At 73.7% G+C, this 15,896-nt stretch carries 19 protein-coding genes; 14 read left to right on the top strand and 5 right to left on the bottom strand.

Features of this window, described 5'->3' with window-relative positions; genetic code table 11:
* Window positions 1-45 precede the first annotated feature (45 nt).
* From CO540_RS20330 to CO540_RS20300, 7 genes are all read left to right on the top strand, one after another.
* Window positions 46-1,260 carry an LCP family protein gene (locus CO540_RS20330; RefSeq protein WP_099163248.1) on the top strand — a complete coding sequence of 405 codons (1,215 nt, stop codon included), beginning with the start codon at window positions 46-48 and terminating at the stop codon, window positions 1,258-1,260.
* 193 nt (window positions 1,261-1,453) lie between these two features.
* Complete coding sequence (locus CO540_RS20325; protein ID WP_253866097.1) at window positions 1,454-2,362, top strand: LCP family protein; 909 nt, start codon at window positions 1,454-1,456, stop codon at window positions 2,360-2,362.
* 28 nt (window positions 2,363-2,390) lie between these two features.
* A complete protein-coding gene (locus tag CO540_RS20320; RefSeq protein ID WP_091567965.1) occupies window positions 2,391-2,726 on the top strand; it encodes a rhodanese-like domain-containing protein in 336 nt (111 codons plus the stop codon).
* Between the two features lie 14 nt (window positions 2,727-2,740).
* Entirely contained in the window at window positions 2,741-3,532 is a 792-nt protein-coding gene (locus CO540_RS20315; protein WP_099163247.1) for a glycerophosphodiester phosphodiesterase family protein, read from the top strand.
* Between the two features lie 76 nt (window positions 3,533-3,608).
* Window positions 3,609-5,063, top strand: a complete 1,455-nt coding sequence (locus tag CO540_RS20310; RefSeq protein WP_091567954.1) for an ATP-binding protein — start codon at window positions 3,609-3,611, stop codon at window positions 5,061-5,063.
* Window positions 5,064-5,127: 64 nt separating this feature from the next.
* Window positions 5,128-5,544 carry an ATP-binding protein gene (locus CO540_RS20305; protein ID WP_253866095.1) on the top strand — a complete coding sequence of 139 codons (417 nt, stop codon included), beginning with the start codon at window positions 5,128-5,130 and terminating at the stop codon, window positions 5,542-5,544.
* Window positions 5,545-5,605: 61 nt separating this feature from the next.
* Window positions 5,606-6,490 (top strand): DUF5926 family protein, encoded by an 885-nt coding sequence (locus CO540_RS20300; RefSeq protein ID WP_099163245.1) that lies wholly within the window; start codon window positions 5,606-5,608, stop codon window positions 6,488-6,490.
* A 21-nt stretch (window positions 6,491-6,511) separates the two neighbouring features.
* Here the strand turns inward: CO540_RS20300 and CO540_RS20295 are convergent, their stop codons facing one another.
* Complete coding sequence (locus tag CO540_RS20295) at window positions 6,512-7,723, bottom strand: arginine deiminase (RefSeq protein ID WP_099163244.1); 1,212 nt, start codon at window positions 7,721-7,723, stop codon at window positions 6,512-6,514.
* 162 nt (window positions 7,724-7,885) lie between these two features.
* Here CO540_RS20295 and CO540_RS20290 point away from each other — a divergent pair, with 162 nt between their 5' ends.
* From CO540_RS20290 to pheA, 4 genes are all read left to right on the top strand, one after another.
* Window positions 7,886-8,623, top strand: coding sequence for a hypothetical protein (locus CO540_RS20290; RefSeq protein ID WP_099164865.1), 738 nt, complete (start codon window positions 7,886-7,888; stop codon window positions 8,621-8,623).
* 229 nt (window positions 8,624-8,852) lie between these two features.
* Window positions 8,853-9,299, top strand: coding sequence for a hypothetical protein (locus CO540_RS20285; RefSeq protein WP_099163243.1), 447 nt, complete (start codon window positions 8,853-8,855; stop codon window positions 9,297-9,299).
* Window positions 9,300-9,388: 89 nt separating this feature from the next.
* Window positions 9,389-9,904: a hypothetical protein gene (locus CO540_RS20280; protein ID WP_099163242.1), complete on the top strand. Its 516-nt coding sequence runs from the start codon at window positions 9,389-9,391 to the stop codon at window positions 9,902-9,904.
* A 10-nt stretch (window positions 9,905-9,914) separates the two neighbouring features.
* Window positions 9,915-10,871: a prephenate dehydratase gene (pheA, locus tag CO540_RS20275; protein WP_099163241.1), complete on the top strand. Its 957-nt coding sequence runs from the start codon at window positions 9,915-9,917 to the stop codon at window positions 10,869-10,871.
* A 43-nt stretch (window positions 10,872-10,914) separates the two neighbouring features.
* Here the strand turns inward: pheA and CO540_RS20270 are convergent, their stop codons facing one another.
* The 3 genes from CO540_RS20270 to CO540_RS20260 form a co-directional block, all read right to left on the bottom strand.
* Window positions 10,915-11,637, bottom strand: a complete 723-nt coding sequence (locus CO540_RS20270) for an AIM24 family protein (RefSeq protein WP_099163240.1) — start codon at window positions 11,635-11,637, stop codon at window positions 10,915-10,917.
* Between the two features lie 95 nt (window positions 11,638-11,732).
* A complete protein-coding gene (locus CO540_RS20265; RefSeq protein ID WP_172968049.1) occupies window positions 11,733-12,077 on the bottom strand; it encodes a metallopeptidase family protein in 345 nt (114 codons plus the stop codon).
* A gap of 88 nt (window positions 12,078-12,165) precedes the next feature.
* Window positions 12,166-12,594 carry an OsmC family protein gene (locus CO540_RS20260; RefSeq protein ID WP_099163239.1) on the bottom strand — a complete coding sequence of 143 codons (429 nt, stop codon included), beginning with the start codon at window positions 12,592-12,594 and terminating at the stop codon, window positions 12,166-12,168.
* A 119-nt stretch (window positions 12,595-12,713) separates the two neighbouring features.
* Between CO540_RS20260 and CO540_RS20255 the strand changes: the two genes are divergently transcribed.
* The 3 genes from CO540_RS20255 (at window position 12,714) to CO540_RS20245 (ending at window position 15,262) form a co-directional block, all read left to right on the top strand.
* Window positions 12,714-13,454, top strand: a complete 741-nt coding sequence (locus CO540_RS20255; RefSeq protein ID WP_099163238.1) for a hypothetical protein — start codon at window positions 12,714-12,716, stop codon at window positions 13,452-13,454.
* A 174-nt stretch (window positions 13,455-13,628) separates the two neighbouring features.
* Window positions 13,629-14,450 carry an HAD family hydrolase gene (locus CO540_RS20250; RefSeq protein WP_091567909.1) on the top strand — a complete coding sequence of 274 codons (822 nt, stop codon included), beginning with the start codon at window positions 13,629-13,631 and terminating at the stop codon, window positions 14,448-14,450.
* A complete protein-coding gene (locus tag CO540_RS20245) occupies window positions 14,450-15,262 on the top strand; it encodes an HAD family hydrolase (protein ID WP_099164864.1) in 813 nt (270 codons plus the stop codon). Before CO540_RS20250 ends, CO540_RS20245 begins: the two co-directional genes overlap by 1 nt.
* A 35-nt stretch (window positions 15,263-15,297) precedes the next feature.
* Here CO540_RS20245 and CO540_RS20240 read toward each other — a convergent pair whose 3' ends face one another.
* Window positions 15,298-15,888, bottom strand: coding sequence for a bacterial proteasome activator family protein (locus CO540_RS20240; RefSeq protein ID WP_099163237.1), 591 nt, complete (start codon window positions 15,886-15,888; stop codon window positions 15,298-15,300).
* Between the last annotated feature and the right edge of the window lie 8 nt (window positions 15,889-15,896).

Raw genomic sequence — 15,896 nt, 5'->3', positions numbered from 1 at the left:
GGTACGTACAGTGGTCCCGCCCCCGATCATCGAGCTGGAGCACGCATGTCGGTCCAGACCAGCCGCCGCCCGCACTCACTGGAGCCCGGATCATCCGGGCGGGTCCCCCCGATCATCCCCACCCAGCCCGGCCCCGGAGGCCGTGGACCCGGTGGCGGGAAGAAGAAGCGCACCAAGCGCAAGGACCCGCTCTGGGCCAAGCTCACCCTGGTGCTCGGCGCCGTCCTGATGGTGACCAGCGGGGTGGCGATCGTCGGCAGCAAGGCCGTGATCGGCCAGGCGACCAACAACATCGCCCAGCGCAACCTGCTCGGCGAGGCGGGCAAGAGCGAGGCCGAGGGCGGCAGCAGCCTGGAGGGCCCGATCGACATGCTGCTGCTCGGCGTCGACGCCCGGGCGCGCTGGGCGGCCGACGACGTGCGGTCGGACACGATCATCATCCTGCACATCCCGGCCAGCCACGACCAGGCGTACCTGATCTCGATCCCGCGGGACACCGAGGCTCGCATCCCGGCGTTCAAGGACAGCGGCTACAAGGGCGGCACCGACAAGATCAACGCCGCCTTCTTCCACGGTGCGCAGAACGGCGGCGGCTGGGAGGGCGGCGCCCAGCTGATGGCCAAGACCATCAAGGGCATGACCGGGATCAGCTTCGACGGCGCCGCGATCATCAACTTCGGCGGGTTCAAGAACGTCATCGACGCGCTGGGCACCGTGCGGATCTGCGTCAGCCACGAGGTTCCCTCCCACCACATGTCGATGGTCGAGGGCAAGCCGATGTGGAACGCGGACGCGAAGAAGACCGGCAAGCCCTACAAGCCCGTGGTGCACAAGAAGGGCTGCCGGGAGATGGAGGGCTGGGAGGCGCTCGACTACTCCCGCCAGCGCTACGGCCTGCCGAACAGCGACTACGACCGGCAGCAGAACCAGCAGCAGCTGATCAAGGCGATGGCCAAGAAGGCCACCGAGGGCGGCATGCTGACCAACCCGATCAAGCTGAACTCGCTGATGAAGGCCGCCGGCAAGGCGTTCGTCCTGGACACCGGCGGCGTGCCGATCGCCGACTTCATCTTCACGCTCAAGAACCTGAGCGGCAACGACCTGGTCACGCTGCGCACCAACGGCGGCACGTTCGCCGGCAACGGCAACGGCCGGGAGACGTTCAACGCGACGACCATGGAGATGTTCCAGGCGGTCAAGAACGACAAGCTGGCCGACTTCATCGTGGCCAACCCGACCGTCCTCTCCACCCGTAAATGACCGAAGCCGGCGTCCTCCGGCCGATCCCCCCGTAGCCTGACGTGAGCGGGTCTCATGTCGCGACCACGGGGGGATCGTCACGTCCAGGCCAGCACGGAACCGACGCGGGCCGGCCCGACCGGCCCGCTGGCCCCGGTTCCTGCTCGGCGCCGGGCTCGCCCTGGTCCTGCTCGCCGCGCTCGGCGTCGCCGGGTTGAACTGGCTCACCCACCGCTACGACCGCACGGTGGCCAAGGAGCAGCTGCTCGACCCGACCGCCCGCAAGAAGCGGACGAACCTGGACGGGGCGCTCAACTACCTGCTGATCGGCTCCGACCACCGCCCCGGCGCGAACCCGGAGGACCAGCGCTCGGACAGCATCCTGATCGTGCACGTGCCGGCCGGGATGCGGCAGGCGTACCTGATCTCGGTCCCGCGCGACCTGCTCGTCGCGGTCCCGGCCGCCCCCGGCTTCCCGGGCGGCCAGGACAAGGTCAACGCCGCGTACGAGCACGGCGGCGGGGGCGAGGGCGGGGCCCGGCTGCTCAGCGCCACCCTCACCCGGCTCACCGGCATCCGCTTCGACGGCGCCGCGCTGATCGACTTCTCCGGCTTCAAGCAGGTGATCGACCATCTCGGCGGCATCACCATGTGCGTGGACACGCCGGTCCGCTCGATCCACACGAAGACCCGGTTCGACGTCGGCTGCCAGCAGATGGACGGGGCCCGGACGCTGGACTACGTCCGGCAGCGCTACGACCTGCCCGGGGGCGACTTCGACCGGCAACGGCACCAGCAGCAGATGCTGCGGGCCGTGCTCGACCGGGCCGGCGAGACGCACCTGCGCACCGACCCGGTGAAACTGGACCGGGTGCTGCGCGCCGTCGGCGGGGCGCTGACCGTGGACACCAACGGCGTACCCCTGGACGAGCTGCTGTTCGCGCTCCGCGGCCTGCCCGCGGACGCCCTGCGCGGCGTCCGGGTCCCCTCCTACCCACAGACCATCGATCAGGTGTCGTACGTGGTGCTGGACAACGGCGGCGACGGGCTCTTCACCGCGCTGCGCGACCGGCGGGTGCCGGAGTGGGCCGGCGCCAACTCCCGCTGGGTCACCCGGCTCTGACCGGTCCGGGCGGCTAGGCTTGGCAATCGTGTTCGGAGCCCAGCTTCCCAGCGTCCCCGCGTCGGCCGTGCCCGACGACGTCTACCTGCTCGACGTCCGTGAGGACGACGAGTGGGCCGCCGGCCACGCGCCGGCCGCCCATCACCTGCCGATGACCGAGCTGCCGGCCCGGCTCGCCGAGATCCCCGACGACCGTGAGGTGGCGGTGATCTGCCGCTCCGGCGGGCGCTCCGGCCAGGTCGTCGGCTACCTGCTCCGCAACGGCTGGGACCAGGTGCGCAACGTCGAGGGCGGGATGGGTGACTGGGCCGCCGCCGGCCGCCCGGTGGTCACCGACGACGGGCAGCCGGGCCGGGTCGCCTGAGGCACGTCCCGGCCATGACCGCCCCCCTGGTCTTCGCCCATCGCGGCTCCTCGTACGACCTGCCGGAACACACCCTCGCCGCCTACCTGCGGGCGCTCGACGAGGGTGCGGACGGGCTGGAGTGCGACGTCCGGCTGACCCGCGACGGTCACCTGGTGTGCGTGCACGACCGCCGGCTGGACCGGACCAGCAACGGCCGTGGGCTGGTCAGCGCGCGGACGCTCGCCGAGCTGGAGGCGCTGGACTTCGGCTCCTGGCACCCCGCCGCCGCGGTGGCCGAGGGCGCCGCGCCGCTCGACGAGTCGCACACCCGGCTGCTCACGCTGGAACGGCTGCTCGACGCGGTGCTGTCCGCCGGGCGACCGGTCCGGATGCTGATCGAGACCAAGCACCCGTCGCGTCACCGGGGCGACGTCGAGCGTCGCCTGGTCGCCCTGCTGCGCCGGCACGGCCTCACCGAGCCCGGCCCGGACGACCCGGTCCAGGTGACCGTGATGTCGTTCTCCCCGCTGGCCGTGCGGCGGATCCGGGAACTCGCCCCGGCGCTGCCCACGGTGCTGCTGCTGGAGGTGCTGCCGCGCTGGCTGCGGCTGGGCCGGCTGCCCTTCGGCAGCCGGATCGCCGGGCCGGGGGTGGAGCTGGTGCGGGCCCGCCCGCAGCTGGTCCCGGCGCTGCGGGCGGCCGGGAACTCGGTCTACGTCTGGACCGTGAACGAGCCGGAGGACCTGGAACTCGTGCTCGCCGCCGGGGTGGACGGGGTGATCACCGACCGGCCCGCCCGTACCCTGGCCCGGTTGGGCCGGTGAACCTCGTCGATCCGTCCGGCGGACGGTCGCCCGGGTGGGGGTGTCCACGGCGCGGACGGCGCGGCACACTCGGGACATGCCGGAGCGAACCGACTACCCCGCCCTCATCGCCGGTCACACGTCCGTGATCAAGATGATCAACTCGGGCGAGTCCGGCCTCGCCGTGCTCACCAGCCTGCTCCGTGAGGTCGAACCCGCGGTCGGCGCGGCAGGCCTGGTCTTCGTGGAGTTCACCCCGGCCGGCGGTCGGGTGATCGCCGCGACCGGCAGCGCCGAGTTCGTGATCGGCCGCCCGCTGCCGGCCACCGACCCGGCCACCGTCTGCCTCCTGGCCGGCCCACCGGTGCGGGAGGTCCGGGTGGACGCGATCCCCGGCGCGCTCGCCGACGAGGTGGCCGGCCGGGGTCTGAGCCGGATGATCGTGGCGCGCGCGGAGATCGGCGGGCTGACCGTCGGCAGCCTGCACGCCCTCTACCCGGCGGGCGAGCCGCTGGACGCCTCGCAGCGCGCCGTCGTCGGCTACGTCGCCGCCTGCATCGCGCACATGTACGGCGACCAGACCGGCCTGCCGGTGCACGGCGACGGCCCGGTCGTGGCGGCGCTCGCGGACGGCCTGGCGGTGGTCGACCGCGACCACCGCGTCCGGCTCTGGAACCCGGCCGCGGCCCAGGTGACCGGCCGGCCGGCGGACGAGGCACTGAGCCGGCCGCTGCCGTTCCCGCTGCCCCCGCCCGGGCAGGTGCTGGACCACCGGATGGCGGACGGGCGCTGGCTGCGGATCACCTCGGGCGAGCTGCCCGGCCCGACCGCGCTGCGGGTGGTCACCTTCCGGGACATCACCGACCAGCAGCGGCGCGACCACGACCGCGACCTGTTCGTCGCGGTGACCAGCCACGAACTGCGTACCCCGGTCACCGTGATCAAGGGGTACGCGGACACGCTCACCGACCACTGGGAGTCGCTCAGCGACGACGACCGGCGGCAGGCCGCCCGGATCATCGGGCAGCGCGCCAACGAGCTGGCCCGGCTGGTCGACCGACTGCTGACCGCCGCCACCGAGCACCGCTCCGGCGGTGAGCCGACCGCCCCGTTCGACCTGGTCGACGCGCTGCGGGCGGCGGTCGCCGACCTGCCGGCGGACATCCGGCACCGGGTCGTGCTCGACCTGCCGGCCGACCTGCCGAAGGCCCTCGGCGACCGGCACAGCCTGAGCACCGTGCTGACCGAGCTGGGCACCAACGCGGGCAAGTACTCGCTGCCGGACACCCCGATCGAGATCCGGGCCGAGGCGAACGAGCGGACCGTGTCGTTCCGGGTCGCCGACCGGGGCATCGGCATCCGGCCGGAGCACGTGGAACGCGCCTTCGACCGGTTCTGGCAGGGGGAGTCCGGCGACCGTCGGCGCTATCCGGGGGCCGGGTTGGGGCTCTATCTCGTCCGCCAGATCGTTGAACAGCAGAATGGATGGGTATCCCTCCGACCAAGGGCCGGTGGAGGTACGGTCGCGGAGGTGCGGCTGCCCCGGGGTTGACCCGGGCGCCCACGGGGGTGGAAGGAACGACGTGTCGACGGGTTCGGCCGAACGATCGTGGTGCGTGGTGGTGCCCCACCACGCGACCGGTGCGCGCCTGGCCCGGCACCGGCTCGCCGACGAGCTGACCGGCCTCGTCCCCCCGGCCCTGCTGGCCGACCTGGTGGCGGTCCTCGCCGAGCTGGTCGGCAACGCGGTCCGGCACGCCGACCCGCTGCCCGGCGGGGTGGTGCGGGTGGCCTGGCGGCTGCGGACGACCGAGCGGGGGCCGAGCGTCCAACTCCGGGTGACCGACGGCGACTCCGGCGCCGGCCCGCGGATGCGGGTCGCGTCCCCGGACGCGGTCGACGGGCGGGGTCTGCACATCGTCTCCGGGCTCTCCAGCCGGTGGGGCGTCGACCGGGACGGCCTCGGTCAGAGCGTCTGGGCGGAGTTCGACCCGGCCGGATCGCACCGACCGGACCTGGTCGCCGCCGGCTGAGCCGGCCGGGCCCGCGGGTCCGCCCCCGGCAGGTCCGGATCGGCATCTAGGCTGTGGGGCCGTGAGCAAGCGTCGAAAGAGCCAACGGGCCGCAGATGCCACCCCGAAGCGGGAGAAGGTGCGCGACGTCTTCGTGCCCCGACCGTTCGAGGGTCTGACCGACGAGCCGGAGTGGATCGCCCTCCGCGAGCTGGTGCCGGCCGCGTCCGCGCCGCTGCGGCTGACCCCCGAGCTGGTCGAGGAGTACGGCGACCGCCCGGTCACCCTGGCCACCGTCCTGCCGATGGCCGCCCCGGCGATGACCAAGCCGGACGGGCGGGTCTTCATCGGCCTGCAGCGGCACCAGCAGTCCGGCGACGTCTCCCGGGACCTGGCCGACGCGCTGCTCAGCGCGCTGCGCACCGAGCCGGGCGGCCAGGTGAGCGTGCCGCCGCTGCCCGGGCCGGGCCCCCGCCTCCAGGACGTCCTGGTGGACGGCCCGCTGGAGATCAGCATGCACGACGGGTTCGAGTTCTGGCTGGACCCGGGTGCCGCCGACGACCCGAACGTGCAGGCGTCGCTGGAGCGGGCCAACGCGGCGATCTACCCGACGGTCAAGCTGGCGGCGGCCCGGGCCGCGTACTGGTGCCAGGTCACCGAGAAGGCACACGTGCGCTGGGTGCTGCCGGAGGACGAGGACGAGGCGCTGGACGCGCTGTCCCGGCTGGCCGCGGCCGGCTCGCTGCGGCTGGGCGACGACACCCGGTTCGCCGGCATGTTCCGGGCGCACGGCCGGCTGGTGCCGGTCTGGGACCTGCCGGAGGACACCCCGGCCGCCGAGTGGGAGGCGCCGGTCGCCGAGTTCGCCAAGCGCTACGCCGAGGCGGTGGCGGAGCGGGAGGCGCTGGACGCGGCCGGCCGCCGCGCCCGGCAGGGCCTGCTCGGTCGGCAGTTGACGCTGCGCTGAGCGGCCCCGGCCGGGCCGGTCTCACCCGCGCAGCGGCTCGCGTACCAGCGGGCAGGACATGCAGCGGGGGCCGCCCCGGCCGGAGCCCAGCTCCGAGCCGGCGATCGCGATCACCTCGATGCCGGCGCGCTCCAGCTGCGCGTTCGTCTCCACGTTGCGTTCGTAGCCGACGCAGAGCCGCGGCGCGAGCGCGAGCGTGTTGTTGCCGTCGTCCCACTGCTCGCGCTCGGCGGTGACCGGGTCCAGGCCGGTGTCGATCACCCGGAGCTGGTCCAGGTCCATCGCGTCGGCGGCGGCCCGCAGGAACGGCGCCGGCCCGTCCACCCGCGGCTCGCCGCCGTCCGCGCCGGCGATCACCGTGTACGCGGACAGCTCGCTGGCGATGTTCGGATACATCAGCACCGTGTCGACGTCGACCATGGTGCAGACCGTGTCCAGGTGCATGGTGGCGCGTTCCTGGGCGATCGGCACCACCAGGATGGTGTGCGCCAGCCCGGCGGCGAACACCTGCCGGGCCAGCCGCTCCGCGCCGGCCGGGGTGGTGCGCTCGCCGACGCCGACGGCGAGCACGCCCGGGGCGAGCAGCAGCACGTCGCCGCCCTCCAGGTGCTCCAGGCGCGGGTGGTAGACGAACTCGGTGCCGACGAAGCGCGGGTGGTGCCGGTAGATCGCGTCGGTCAGCGTGGTCTCCCGCCGGCGCGCCGGCATGGCCAGGCTGGTGACCCCGACCCGGTCGCCGATCCACACCGACGAGTCGCGGGTGAACAACAGGTTCGGCAGCGGGTCGATGACGAAGTCGTGCCGGTCCATCAGCGTCCAGACCAGACCGCCGGGCCGGTCGGCGCCGACGCGCAGCTCCTCGTGGGCGAGCCCGGCGACGAAGACGTCGGCCAGGGCGGCCGGATCGAGGTAGGCCAGGTGGTCGGCGACCCGGCGGCGGAGGGTGTCGCCGAGTCGGCGGGACCGCAGCACCTGCTCGGTCAGCTCGGCCCGGGCGTCCGGCACGGCGAGGGTTTCGGCGAGCAGGTCGGCCAGGTAGAGCACCTCCACCCCGCGCGAGCGCAGGGCGGCCGCGAAGGCGTCGTGCTCCTCCTGCGCCCGTCCCACCCATGGGATAGCGTCGAACAGAAGACTGTCGTTGTTGCGCGGGGTGAGGCGGGCGAGTTCCGGTCCCGGGCGGTGCAGCAGCACCGTGCCGAGTCGGGCCACTTCGCTGTCCACGTAGTGGGTCACCCTCGCAGCGTAGGGCAGGCTTCCGCACCATCCGGAAAAGAAGTGTGAATGAATATGGCATTCATCCGCACTCACTCCGGCGCTCCAACTTGCCGAGCCCCCCGGGGTGCAACGTAGGGTAGTGGAGACATAACTTCGAGAGACCTTTTGCCGGAGGTCGCGATGACTGTCTTTCCCGCTCGTCGAGCCGTACCGAGCCGGGCACTGCCGCCCCGCTCGGTGCCGCATCCCCGGGTCGAGGCCACGTCGGTGCTCGAGCCGGCCCGACCCACTCCCCTGGAGTGGGCGCGCCGCCGTCGGGCCGAACGGGGCGCCCGCCGGTTGGAAGCGGCCGGGGCCCGTGCCCTGGGGCAGCTCGACCACCTCGGCCCCGCGTGGCACGTGATCGAGTGGCCTCGGACGGATCCCGCCGACGCCCTCTTCGACCACGCCCACGACGACCGGGCCGGGTTCCTCGCGATCGGGCCGAGCGGGCTCTTCGCGGTCACCATCGCCGACCACGGCCGGGCCCGCGTCCTCGTCGCCGGCGACGTGGTGCAGATCAACGGCAAGCGTCCGCCCTATGTGGCGGAGGCGCGCCGCGACGCCAAGCGGGCCAGCAAGGCGCTCTCCGACGCGGTCGGCCTGCCGATCCCGGTCACCCCGGTGCTGACGTTCGTCGGCTCCGGGGTGATCAGCGTCTACGGCCTGCCGAAGGACTGCCTCATGGCCACCCACCGGGAGCTGGACCGGCTGCTCGTGGCCGCCGGCAACCGGATCAGCCCGGCCACCGCCGAGAAGCTGTCCCGGGTCGCCCAGGCGCCGTCGACGTGGCTCAACGGCACGTACCGTCCATCCGCCGACTACCGGTGGTATGACGAGGGCCGAACGGCCGCTGACAAGCGGGCCGCCCGCCGGTAACGTCTCCGACGACGCCACGCGGTCCACGGCTCCGCCCCGACCGGTTCCGTCGGTCCGCGTCGTCGCCGGCCGCCCGGCCCCGGGGTTCCCGTCGCACCGACGCCTGTCCCCCGGTCCCCGAGCCGTCCGACCCACGGGTGGCACCGGCGACCGGAAGCGCAGCGCGGCCGGGAGGCCGCCGTGCCGACCGGCTAGCGTGGACAGACCGTCGGTGTACATAGGAGGCGCGGTGGCCCACGTCGAGCTCTCACTCTCGGAAGTGTTCGGGAAGGCACCGGCCGAGCAGGAGTCCGACAACGTCGGGCAGTGGTCCGGCACCGTCTCCCGGGCCGCCGAGCCGTGCCTGCTGATCGACGCCGACACCTGCGTGGTGGCGATCTCCTCGTCCGGCTGCGACCTGCTCTGCCTGGGCGCCCCGGAGGACGTGATCGGCCTGCCGCTGCTGGAGGGCGGTCTGCGCCTGGTCGACTTCACCGCCAGCCCGAGCGAGCTCACCGAGCAGGAGACCGACAAGATCCCGCCGCTGCTCGCGCTGCACTCCGGCCGCCTCGCCCGCGGGCTGCTCCGGGTCCGCAGGCCCGGCTCCGACGCCGGTACCACGGTCGACGCGATCTCCACACCGGTGCTGACCGGCGCCTCGGTGGCCGGGTCACTCACGTTCTTCTCGGTGGTCTGACCACCGGTCTTCACCCCGGCGGATGATCCTCCTACGATGGGCTCGGCCCTCGGGCCGCGTCGACGCCCCTCGATGTCGAGGACTCCACAGTGCCCCGCACCGCACCCCGCCGCCGGTCCGCCCCGGTGACGCTGCTCGCCCTGCTCGCGCTCACCGCGTGCGGCACCCCGCCCGAGCTGCGTGAGCCCGTCGCCACCGCCGGCCCCCGCGCCTCGACGTCCGCCACGCCCACCCCGAGCGCGCCGCCGACCCCACCGGTCACCCCGGCCGCGCCGCCGCCCACCACCCGGATCCCCGATCCGGCTGCCACACCCTGCCGGGGCAAGCCGTCCGGCGACCGGATCGTGGCGCTGCTACGCGGTTCCGCCGGGGTGCTGCCCCGGGACGTGAAGGTCACCGTCCGGACCGGACCGCTCTGCGCCGACGGCTGGCACTACACCGTCCTGGCGGTCACCGGGCACGAGGAACTCCAGGTGGTCACGCGTGGCTCGTCCGGCGCACCCACCCTGGTCACCGCCGGGACCGACGTGTGCGGCGTCGAGGTGCGCGCCGCCGGTCCCCCCGGCATCCGCACCCTGGCCTGCGACGGCGCCCCGGGTGCGTAGGCTGGTCGCCATGCCGGGAACACCGCCGACCCGCTTCGTCTACCTGGGCCCCGAGGGCACCTTCGCCGAGCAGGCGTTGCGCACCGTGCCCGCCGCCGAGCGGGGGGACCGCACGCCGGCCCGCAGCGTCGGCGAGGCGCTGGACGCCGTACGGGCCGGGGAGGCGGACGCCGCCCTCGTGCCGCTGGAGAACTCGATCGGCGGCGCGGTCGGCGTCACGCTCGACGAGCTGGCCGAGGGGGACCCGCTGGTGATCACCCGCGAGGTGGTCCTGCCGGTGGAGTTCGTCCTCGCCGGCCGACCCGGCGTCACGCCGGCCGACGTGCGCAGCGTGGCGGCCCACCCGCAGGCGTCCACCCAGTGCCGGGGCTGGCTCCGCGACCACCTGCCCGACGCCACCGTGGTCGACGTGCTCTCCAACGGCGCCGCCGCGGCCGGCGCGGCGAGCGGCGAGTACGACGCCGCGATCTGCGCCCCCATCGGCGCCGCCCGGCACCGGCTCACCGTCCTCGCCGACAAGATCGCCGACCATCCGGACGCAGTGACCCGGTTCGCGCTGGTCTCCCGCCCCGGGCCGCCCCCGCCGCCCACCGGCGACGACCTCACCTCGCTGGCGGTCTACATCGCGCACGACCGGGTGGGCGCGCTGCTCGGGGTGCTCATGGAGCTGGCCGTGCGCGGGGTCAACCTGACCCGGATCGAGTCCCGCCCGACCGGTGAGGCGCTCGGCCGCTACGTGTTCTTCCTCGACTGCACCGGGCACGTCGCCGACGTACGCCTCGGCGAGGCGCTCCGCGGGCTCCGCCGGGTCTGCGCCGACGTGCGCTTCCTCGGGTCGTACCCCCGGCACCGCTGGGGCACGGCGGCGGCCGACCGGCCGACGCCCGCGCCGGCCGGCCTCTCCGACGCCGACTACGCCGACGCGGCGGCCTGGCTGGCCCGACTGCGCGCCGGCGAGCTGAACTGAGACCGCGCCGGGTGCTCCCCCAGGGCGCACCCGGCGCGGCCGGTCACTGGAGCAGGCCGCCGAGCAGGCCACCCTGCTGCTGCTGGGCGCCGCTGCCGGCCACCGGCGGCTCCTCCGACGGCTGCACCACCACGAAGCCCTGCCCGGCGAAGCTCATCGTGAACGCCTCGCCGGTGCTGCGTCCCAGCAGCGTGCCGAGTCCGAGCTGCTCGGCCCGGTGGTAGCCGGTCTGGAGGTTGGCCGACCAGCAGACCGCCGCCTGCGGGTCGACGTACGTCGGGGCGTCCACGTTGAGCACCACCGGGGTGCCCTTGGTGGTGATCGCGATCCGGCCGTGCCCGGTGAAGACGCAGTTGAACAGGCCCGACGACGACGCCATCCCGGCGCCGCCGACCATCTTGATGTCGTACTGGAGGGTCGAGTCGAAGGCGAGCACGCTGGAGCCGTTGATGGACAGGGCGTCGCCGGGCTCCAGGTCGATGATGTGCACGTCCTTGGCCAGCTCGGCCAGGAACACGTCGCCGCGCCCGGTGAGCTTCATCAGCGGGACGCCCTCACCGGTCAGCCGCTGCTTGATGAACTTGCCGATGCCGCCCGAGCCGAGCGCCTGGAACTGCACCTGGCCCTGGTACGCGACCATCGACCCGACGCGGGCCATCGCCTCGCCGTTCAGCTCGATCTTCAGCATCTTGGAGTTCTGCAGCCGCATGCCCGGCTGCTGGGACTCCTTCTCGAGGTTCTCCGCGGAGAACAGCGCGCTGCGCATGGGGTTTCCTCCTGCATCGGGATGTGCCTGATCCGGAGGTTAGGGGACCGGCGCAACCGACGGGATCAGCCGAGCGGGGACGCGCCGGGGACCGGTCAGCCCCAGCCGAGGGCGTGCAGGCGCTCGTCGTCGATGCCGAAGTGGTGGGCGATCTCGTGCACCACCGTCACCGCGACCTCGTCGACCACGTCCTCGTCGGTGTCGCAGATCGCCAGGATCGGGTTGCGGTAGATCAGGATGCGGTCGGGCAGCACGCCGGAGTAGTCCCAGCCGCGCTCGGTGAGCGCGTGCCCCTCGTAGAGACCGAGCAGGTCCTCGCCCGGGGGTGGATCGTCCTCGACCAGGATGACCACGTTGCTCATCAGCCCGAGCAGTTCCTCGGGCACCTCGTCGAGCGCCTCGCCGACCAGTTCCTCGAACCGGTCCCGGCTCATCTCCACGGCCACGCGGCCCGGTCACTCCCTCGCGTTCGGCACGCGGTGCGACGGGGGCGCCCCGGAGGACGCCCCCGTCGTCCCGTACGTGGTGTCAGGCCAGACGGGCGTTCAGCGTGATCTGCGCGCCCGGGGAGAGGAGCCGGGAGATCGGGCAGTTCTCCTTGGCCGCCTCGGCCAGCTTGGTGAACTCCGCCTCGTCGAGGCCGGGGACCTGGCCGACGGTCTCCAGGTCGATGCGGGTCACGGTCATGCCCGCGTCGGTCTTGTCGAAGTGCACCTTGGCGGTCGTCTCCACCGACGTGTCGGTGGCGCCGGCGTCGGCGAGCTGCTTGGAGAGGGCCATCGAGAAGCAGCTCGCGTGCGCGGCGCCGATCAGCTCCTCGGGGTTGGTGCCCTCGCCCTCCTCGAAGCGGGACTTGAAGGAGTAGTTGCCGGACAGGCCGCCCTTGCCGGTGCGGACGGTGCCCGACCCCTCGGTCAGGTTGCCCTGCCAACGAGCGGAAGCGGTACGGATAGGCATGGCACCGACGCTAACCGAAAGCGGGCCGCCCCGCACCGGTCCGGCGGCTCGCGGTCCGGGTGCCCGGGTGTCGGCTGTGCCATGATTCGACGCAGGCCCGCGTACGGGAAGGGTGGCCGATGTCGCAGGATCTCCCCATCCCCAGGCAGGACGACCGGCACGACGGCACCACCGTCGTGGAGTGGGGTGACGCCGACACGACCCCGCCCGGCCGGGTCGGCAGGGCGTTTGCCGGCCTGGGCCGCGACCACCGCCTGCCGCCGGTGCTCGTCGGGCTCGGCGCGGTCGCCGCGCTCGCCTCGCTGATCGGCGAGTGGGTGGTGATCGCCATTCCCGCCGACTCGCGGGAGGAGGGCGCGCGGGCCCAACTGGCCGACGGCATCGCCGAGACGGGCGCCTTCGGGACGGCCTACCTGGTGGGTCTGCTCGGGTTGTCGGTCGCGCTGGTGTTGGCGCTGCGTGGCGCCCCGACGGTCCGGCGGCACGCCCGGATCGCCGGCCTCGGTCTCGCGGCGCCGCTGTTCGGCGTGCTGGTCGCGACCGCCGCGTCGCTCCAGCAGCTCGCCCGACGCATCCTCTTCTTCCCGACCGAGCAGAGCCTCCAGGTGGAGCACGGGCGGGGTCTGGTCACCGCGTTCCTCGCCGTCGCGCTGCTGGCGGCCGCGCTGCACCTGAGCGGCCGGACCGGCGACCGGGGGACCGATCCGGTGGAGGTCGGAGCGGAGCCGGGCGACGAGCCGCCGGGAACACCGACCGGCCGCCGGCGGCGGCGGTCCGCCGAGGACGAGGCGCCCCCGGCGCCGGCCGACCTGACCGTGGAACCGACGGTGCCGTTCGCCGGCCCCGAACGCTCCCGCTGACGGGTCCGGCCCCCGCCGGGCGGCCACCTGGCGGCCGCCGGGGATTCGCGGCCGATTCGCCGGAAAGCCGTGGTTGCCGCCCGTTTCGCGAGATACGGTTGCTGCCCGCCGTTCGAGGGTCGCGGCACCGAGGACCTGGCGGCCGACGTGACGGCGGCGGGCGAAGGAGGAACCATGACCCGCCCGGGCCTGCCCAAGCTGATCGCCACCGACCTCGACGGCACGCTCGTCCGCAGCGACGACACCGTCTCCGCGTACACCCACGGGGTGCTGGACCGGGTGCGCGCCGCCGGGATCCCGGTGGTCGGCGCGACCGGACGCGGACCGCGTCTGACCGAGCTCACCCGCAACGACATCCGCGCCGCCGACTTCCTGGTGATGGCCGGCGGTGGCCGGGTGGTCGACCAGAGCGACCCGGCCGGGCCGCTGGTGCTGCGGGACGAGCGCCTGCGCGGTGAGGTGCTGGCCCAGCTCCTGACCGACCTGGAGGCCGCCGTCGGGCCGCTGACCGTGATGGTCGAGGCGTCCGACGAGCACGACGCGCCGCTCTGGGGCGACTACCACCCGAGCTGGCCCTACCCGGACCGGTTCGAGGCGCGCAGCCGCGCCGAGTGCCTCTCCTGTGACGTGATCAAGGCGTTCGCCCGGACCGCCGACCACCACGTCGACGACCTGCTGGCGGCGGCCCGCCGGATCGTTCCGCCGGAGGTGGCCACGCTCACCCAGGCCGGGCTGGGGTTCGTCGAGATCTGCCCACCGGGCGTGGACAAGGCCACCGGGCTGAGCGTCATCGCCGACCAGCTCGGGGTGGACCCCGCCGACGTGCTGGTCTTCGGCGACCAGCCCAACGACCTGCCGATGTTCGGCTGGGCCGGCTGGGCCCGGGTGGCGGTGGCGAACGCGCACCCCGACGTGCGCGCCGCGGCCGACGAGATCACCCTGCGCAACGACGACGACGGCGTCGCGGTCTACCTGGACCGACTACTCTCCCGGTGATGGGAGATCCACCTCGGCTCGTCGCGACCGACATCGACGGCACGCTGCTGCGCGACGACCGGACGCTCAGCCCGCGCACATCGGCGGTGCTGGCCCGGATCGTCGCCGCGGGCACGCCGGTCGTGCTGGTCACCGGCCGTCCGATCCGCTGGCTCCAACTCGTGTACGACCAGCTCGCCGCGCCGCTGCCGGCGATCTGCGCCAACGGCGCGGTGGTCTACGACCCGGTGGCGGACGAGGTGCTGCGTGCCGATCCGCTCGCCCCGGAGCTGCTGGCCGAGGTGGCCCGGCGGCTCCGGGCCGAGGTGCCCGGGGTGAGCTTCGCGGTGGAGATCGTGGACAGCCGGCAGATGCGGCACGAGGCGCACTACCCGCTGCGCTGGGACGCCGACGCGGAGGCGATCCGGGCGGTCGAGTCGCCCGAGGAACTGCTCGCCGCGCCGGCGGTGAAGCTGCTGGTCCGCGCCGGCGAGCAGGACCCGGACCTGTTCGTCCGGGTGGTGGCCGGCGCGCTGGAGGGGCTGGCCGAGGCGACCCACTCGTCCTACAGCGGGCTGATCGAGATCTCCGCCGCCGGCGTGACGAAGGCGGCCGGCCTGGCCTGGTACGCGAAGCGGCTGGGCATCGACGAGCGGGACGTGCTGGCCTTCGGCGACATGCCCAACGACGTGCCGATGCTGACCTGGGCCGGGCGGGCCGTGGCCGTGGCCAACGCCCACCCGGCCGTGCGGGAGATCGCACACGAGGTCACCGGGCCGAACACCGAGGACGGCGTCGCCGCGTACCTGGAAGAGGTTTTCGGGGTGCACTGACCGGCCGGGGCGCGTGACGCGCCCCGGCCGACGGGTCACAGGTACTGGCCGGGCGCGTGGCCCTCGTTGTTGCCGGGCATCCCCGGCATGCCGGGGATCATCCCGCCGGGGCCGCTGGGCAGCGCCTGCCGGCCGGACCGCATCTGCTCCAGCTGGACCCGGGCGGCCATCTGCTGGGCCACCAGCGCGGCCTGGATGCCGTGGAACAGCCCCTCCAGCCAGCCCACCAGCTGGGCGTGGGCGATGCGCAGCTCGCTCTCGCTGGGCGCCTGCTGCTCGGTGAACGGCAGTGAGATCCGCTCCAGCTCCTCGCGCAGCTCAGGGGCCAGGCCCTCCTTCAGCTCGACGATCGAGCGCTCGTGGATCTCCCGCATGCGGTGCCGGCTGGCGTCGTCCAGCGGGGCGGCCTTCACCTCCTCCAGCAGCTGCTTGATCATGCTGCCGATCCGCATCACCTTGGCCGGCTGCTCGACCAGACGGGTCGGGTCCTCGCCCTTGCCCTCGTCGGTCTGCACCGTGCCGACCGGGCGGCCGTCCGGCCCGACCACCACCACGGTGCCGGGGATGCCATCGTTGCCCTGTTCGTCGTCGTGTCCGGCGGAGTGCGCTTCGGTCATGGCACCCATCTTTACCC

The sequence above is a fragment of the Micromonospora sp. WMMA2032 genome, assembly GCF_002688545.1.
In the GTDB taxonomy this organism is placed as follows: domain Bacteria; phylum Actinomycetota; class Actinomycetes; order Mycobacteriales; family Micromonosporaceae; genus Micromonospora; species Micromonospora sediminicola.
The sequence above is the reverse complement of the archived record's forward strand: the minus strand, read 5'-3'. Positions and strand labels throughout refer to the sequence as shown.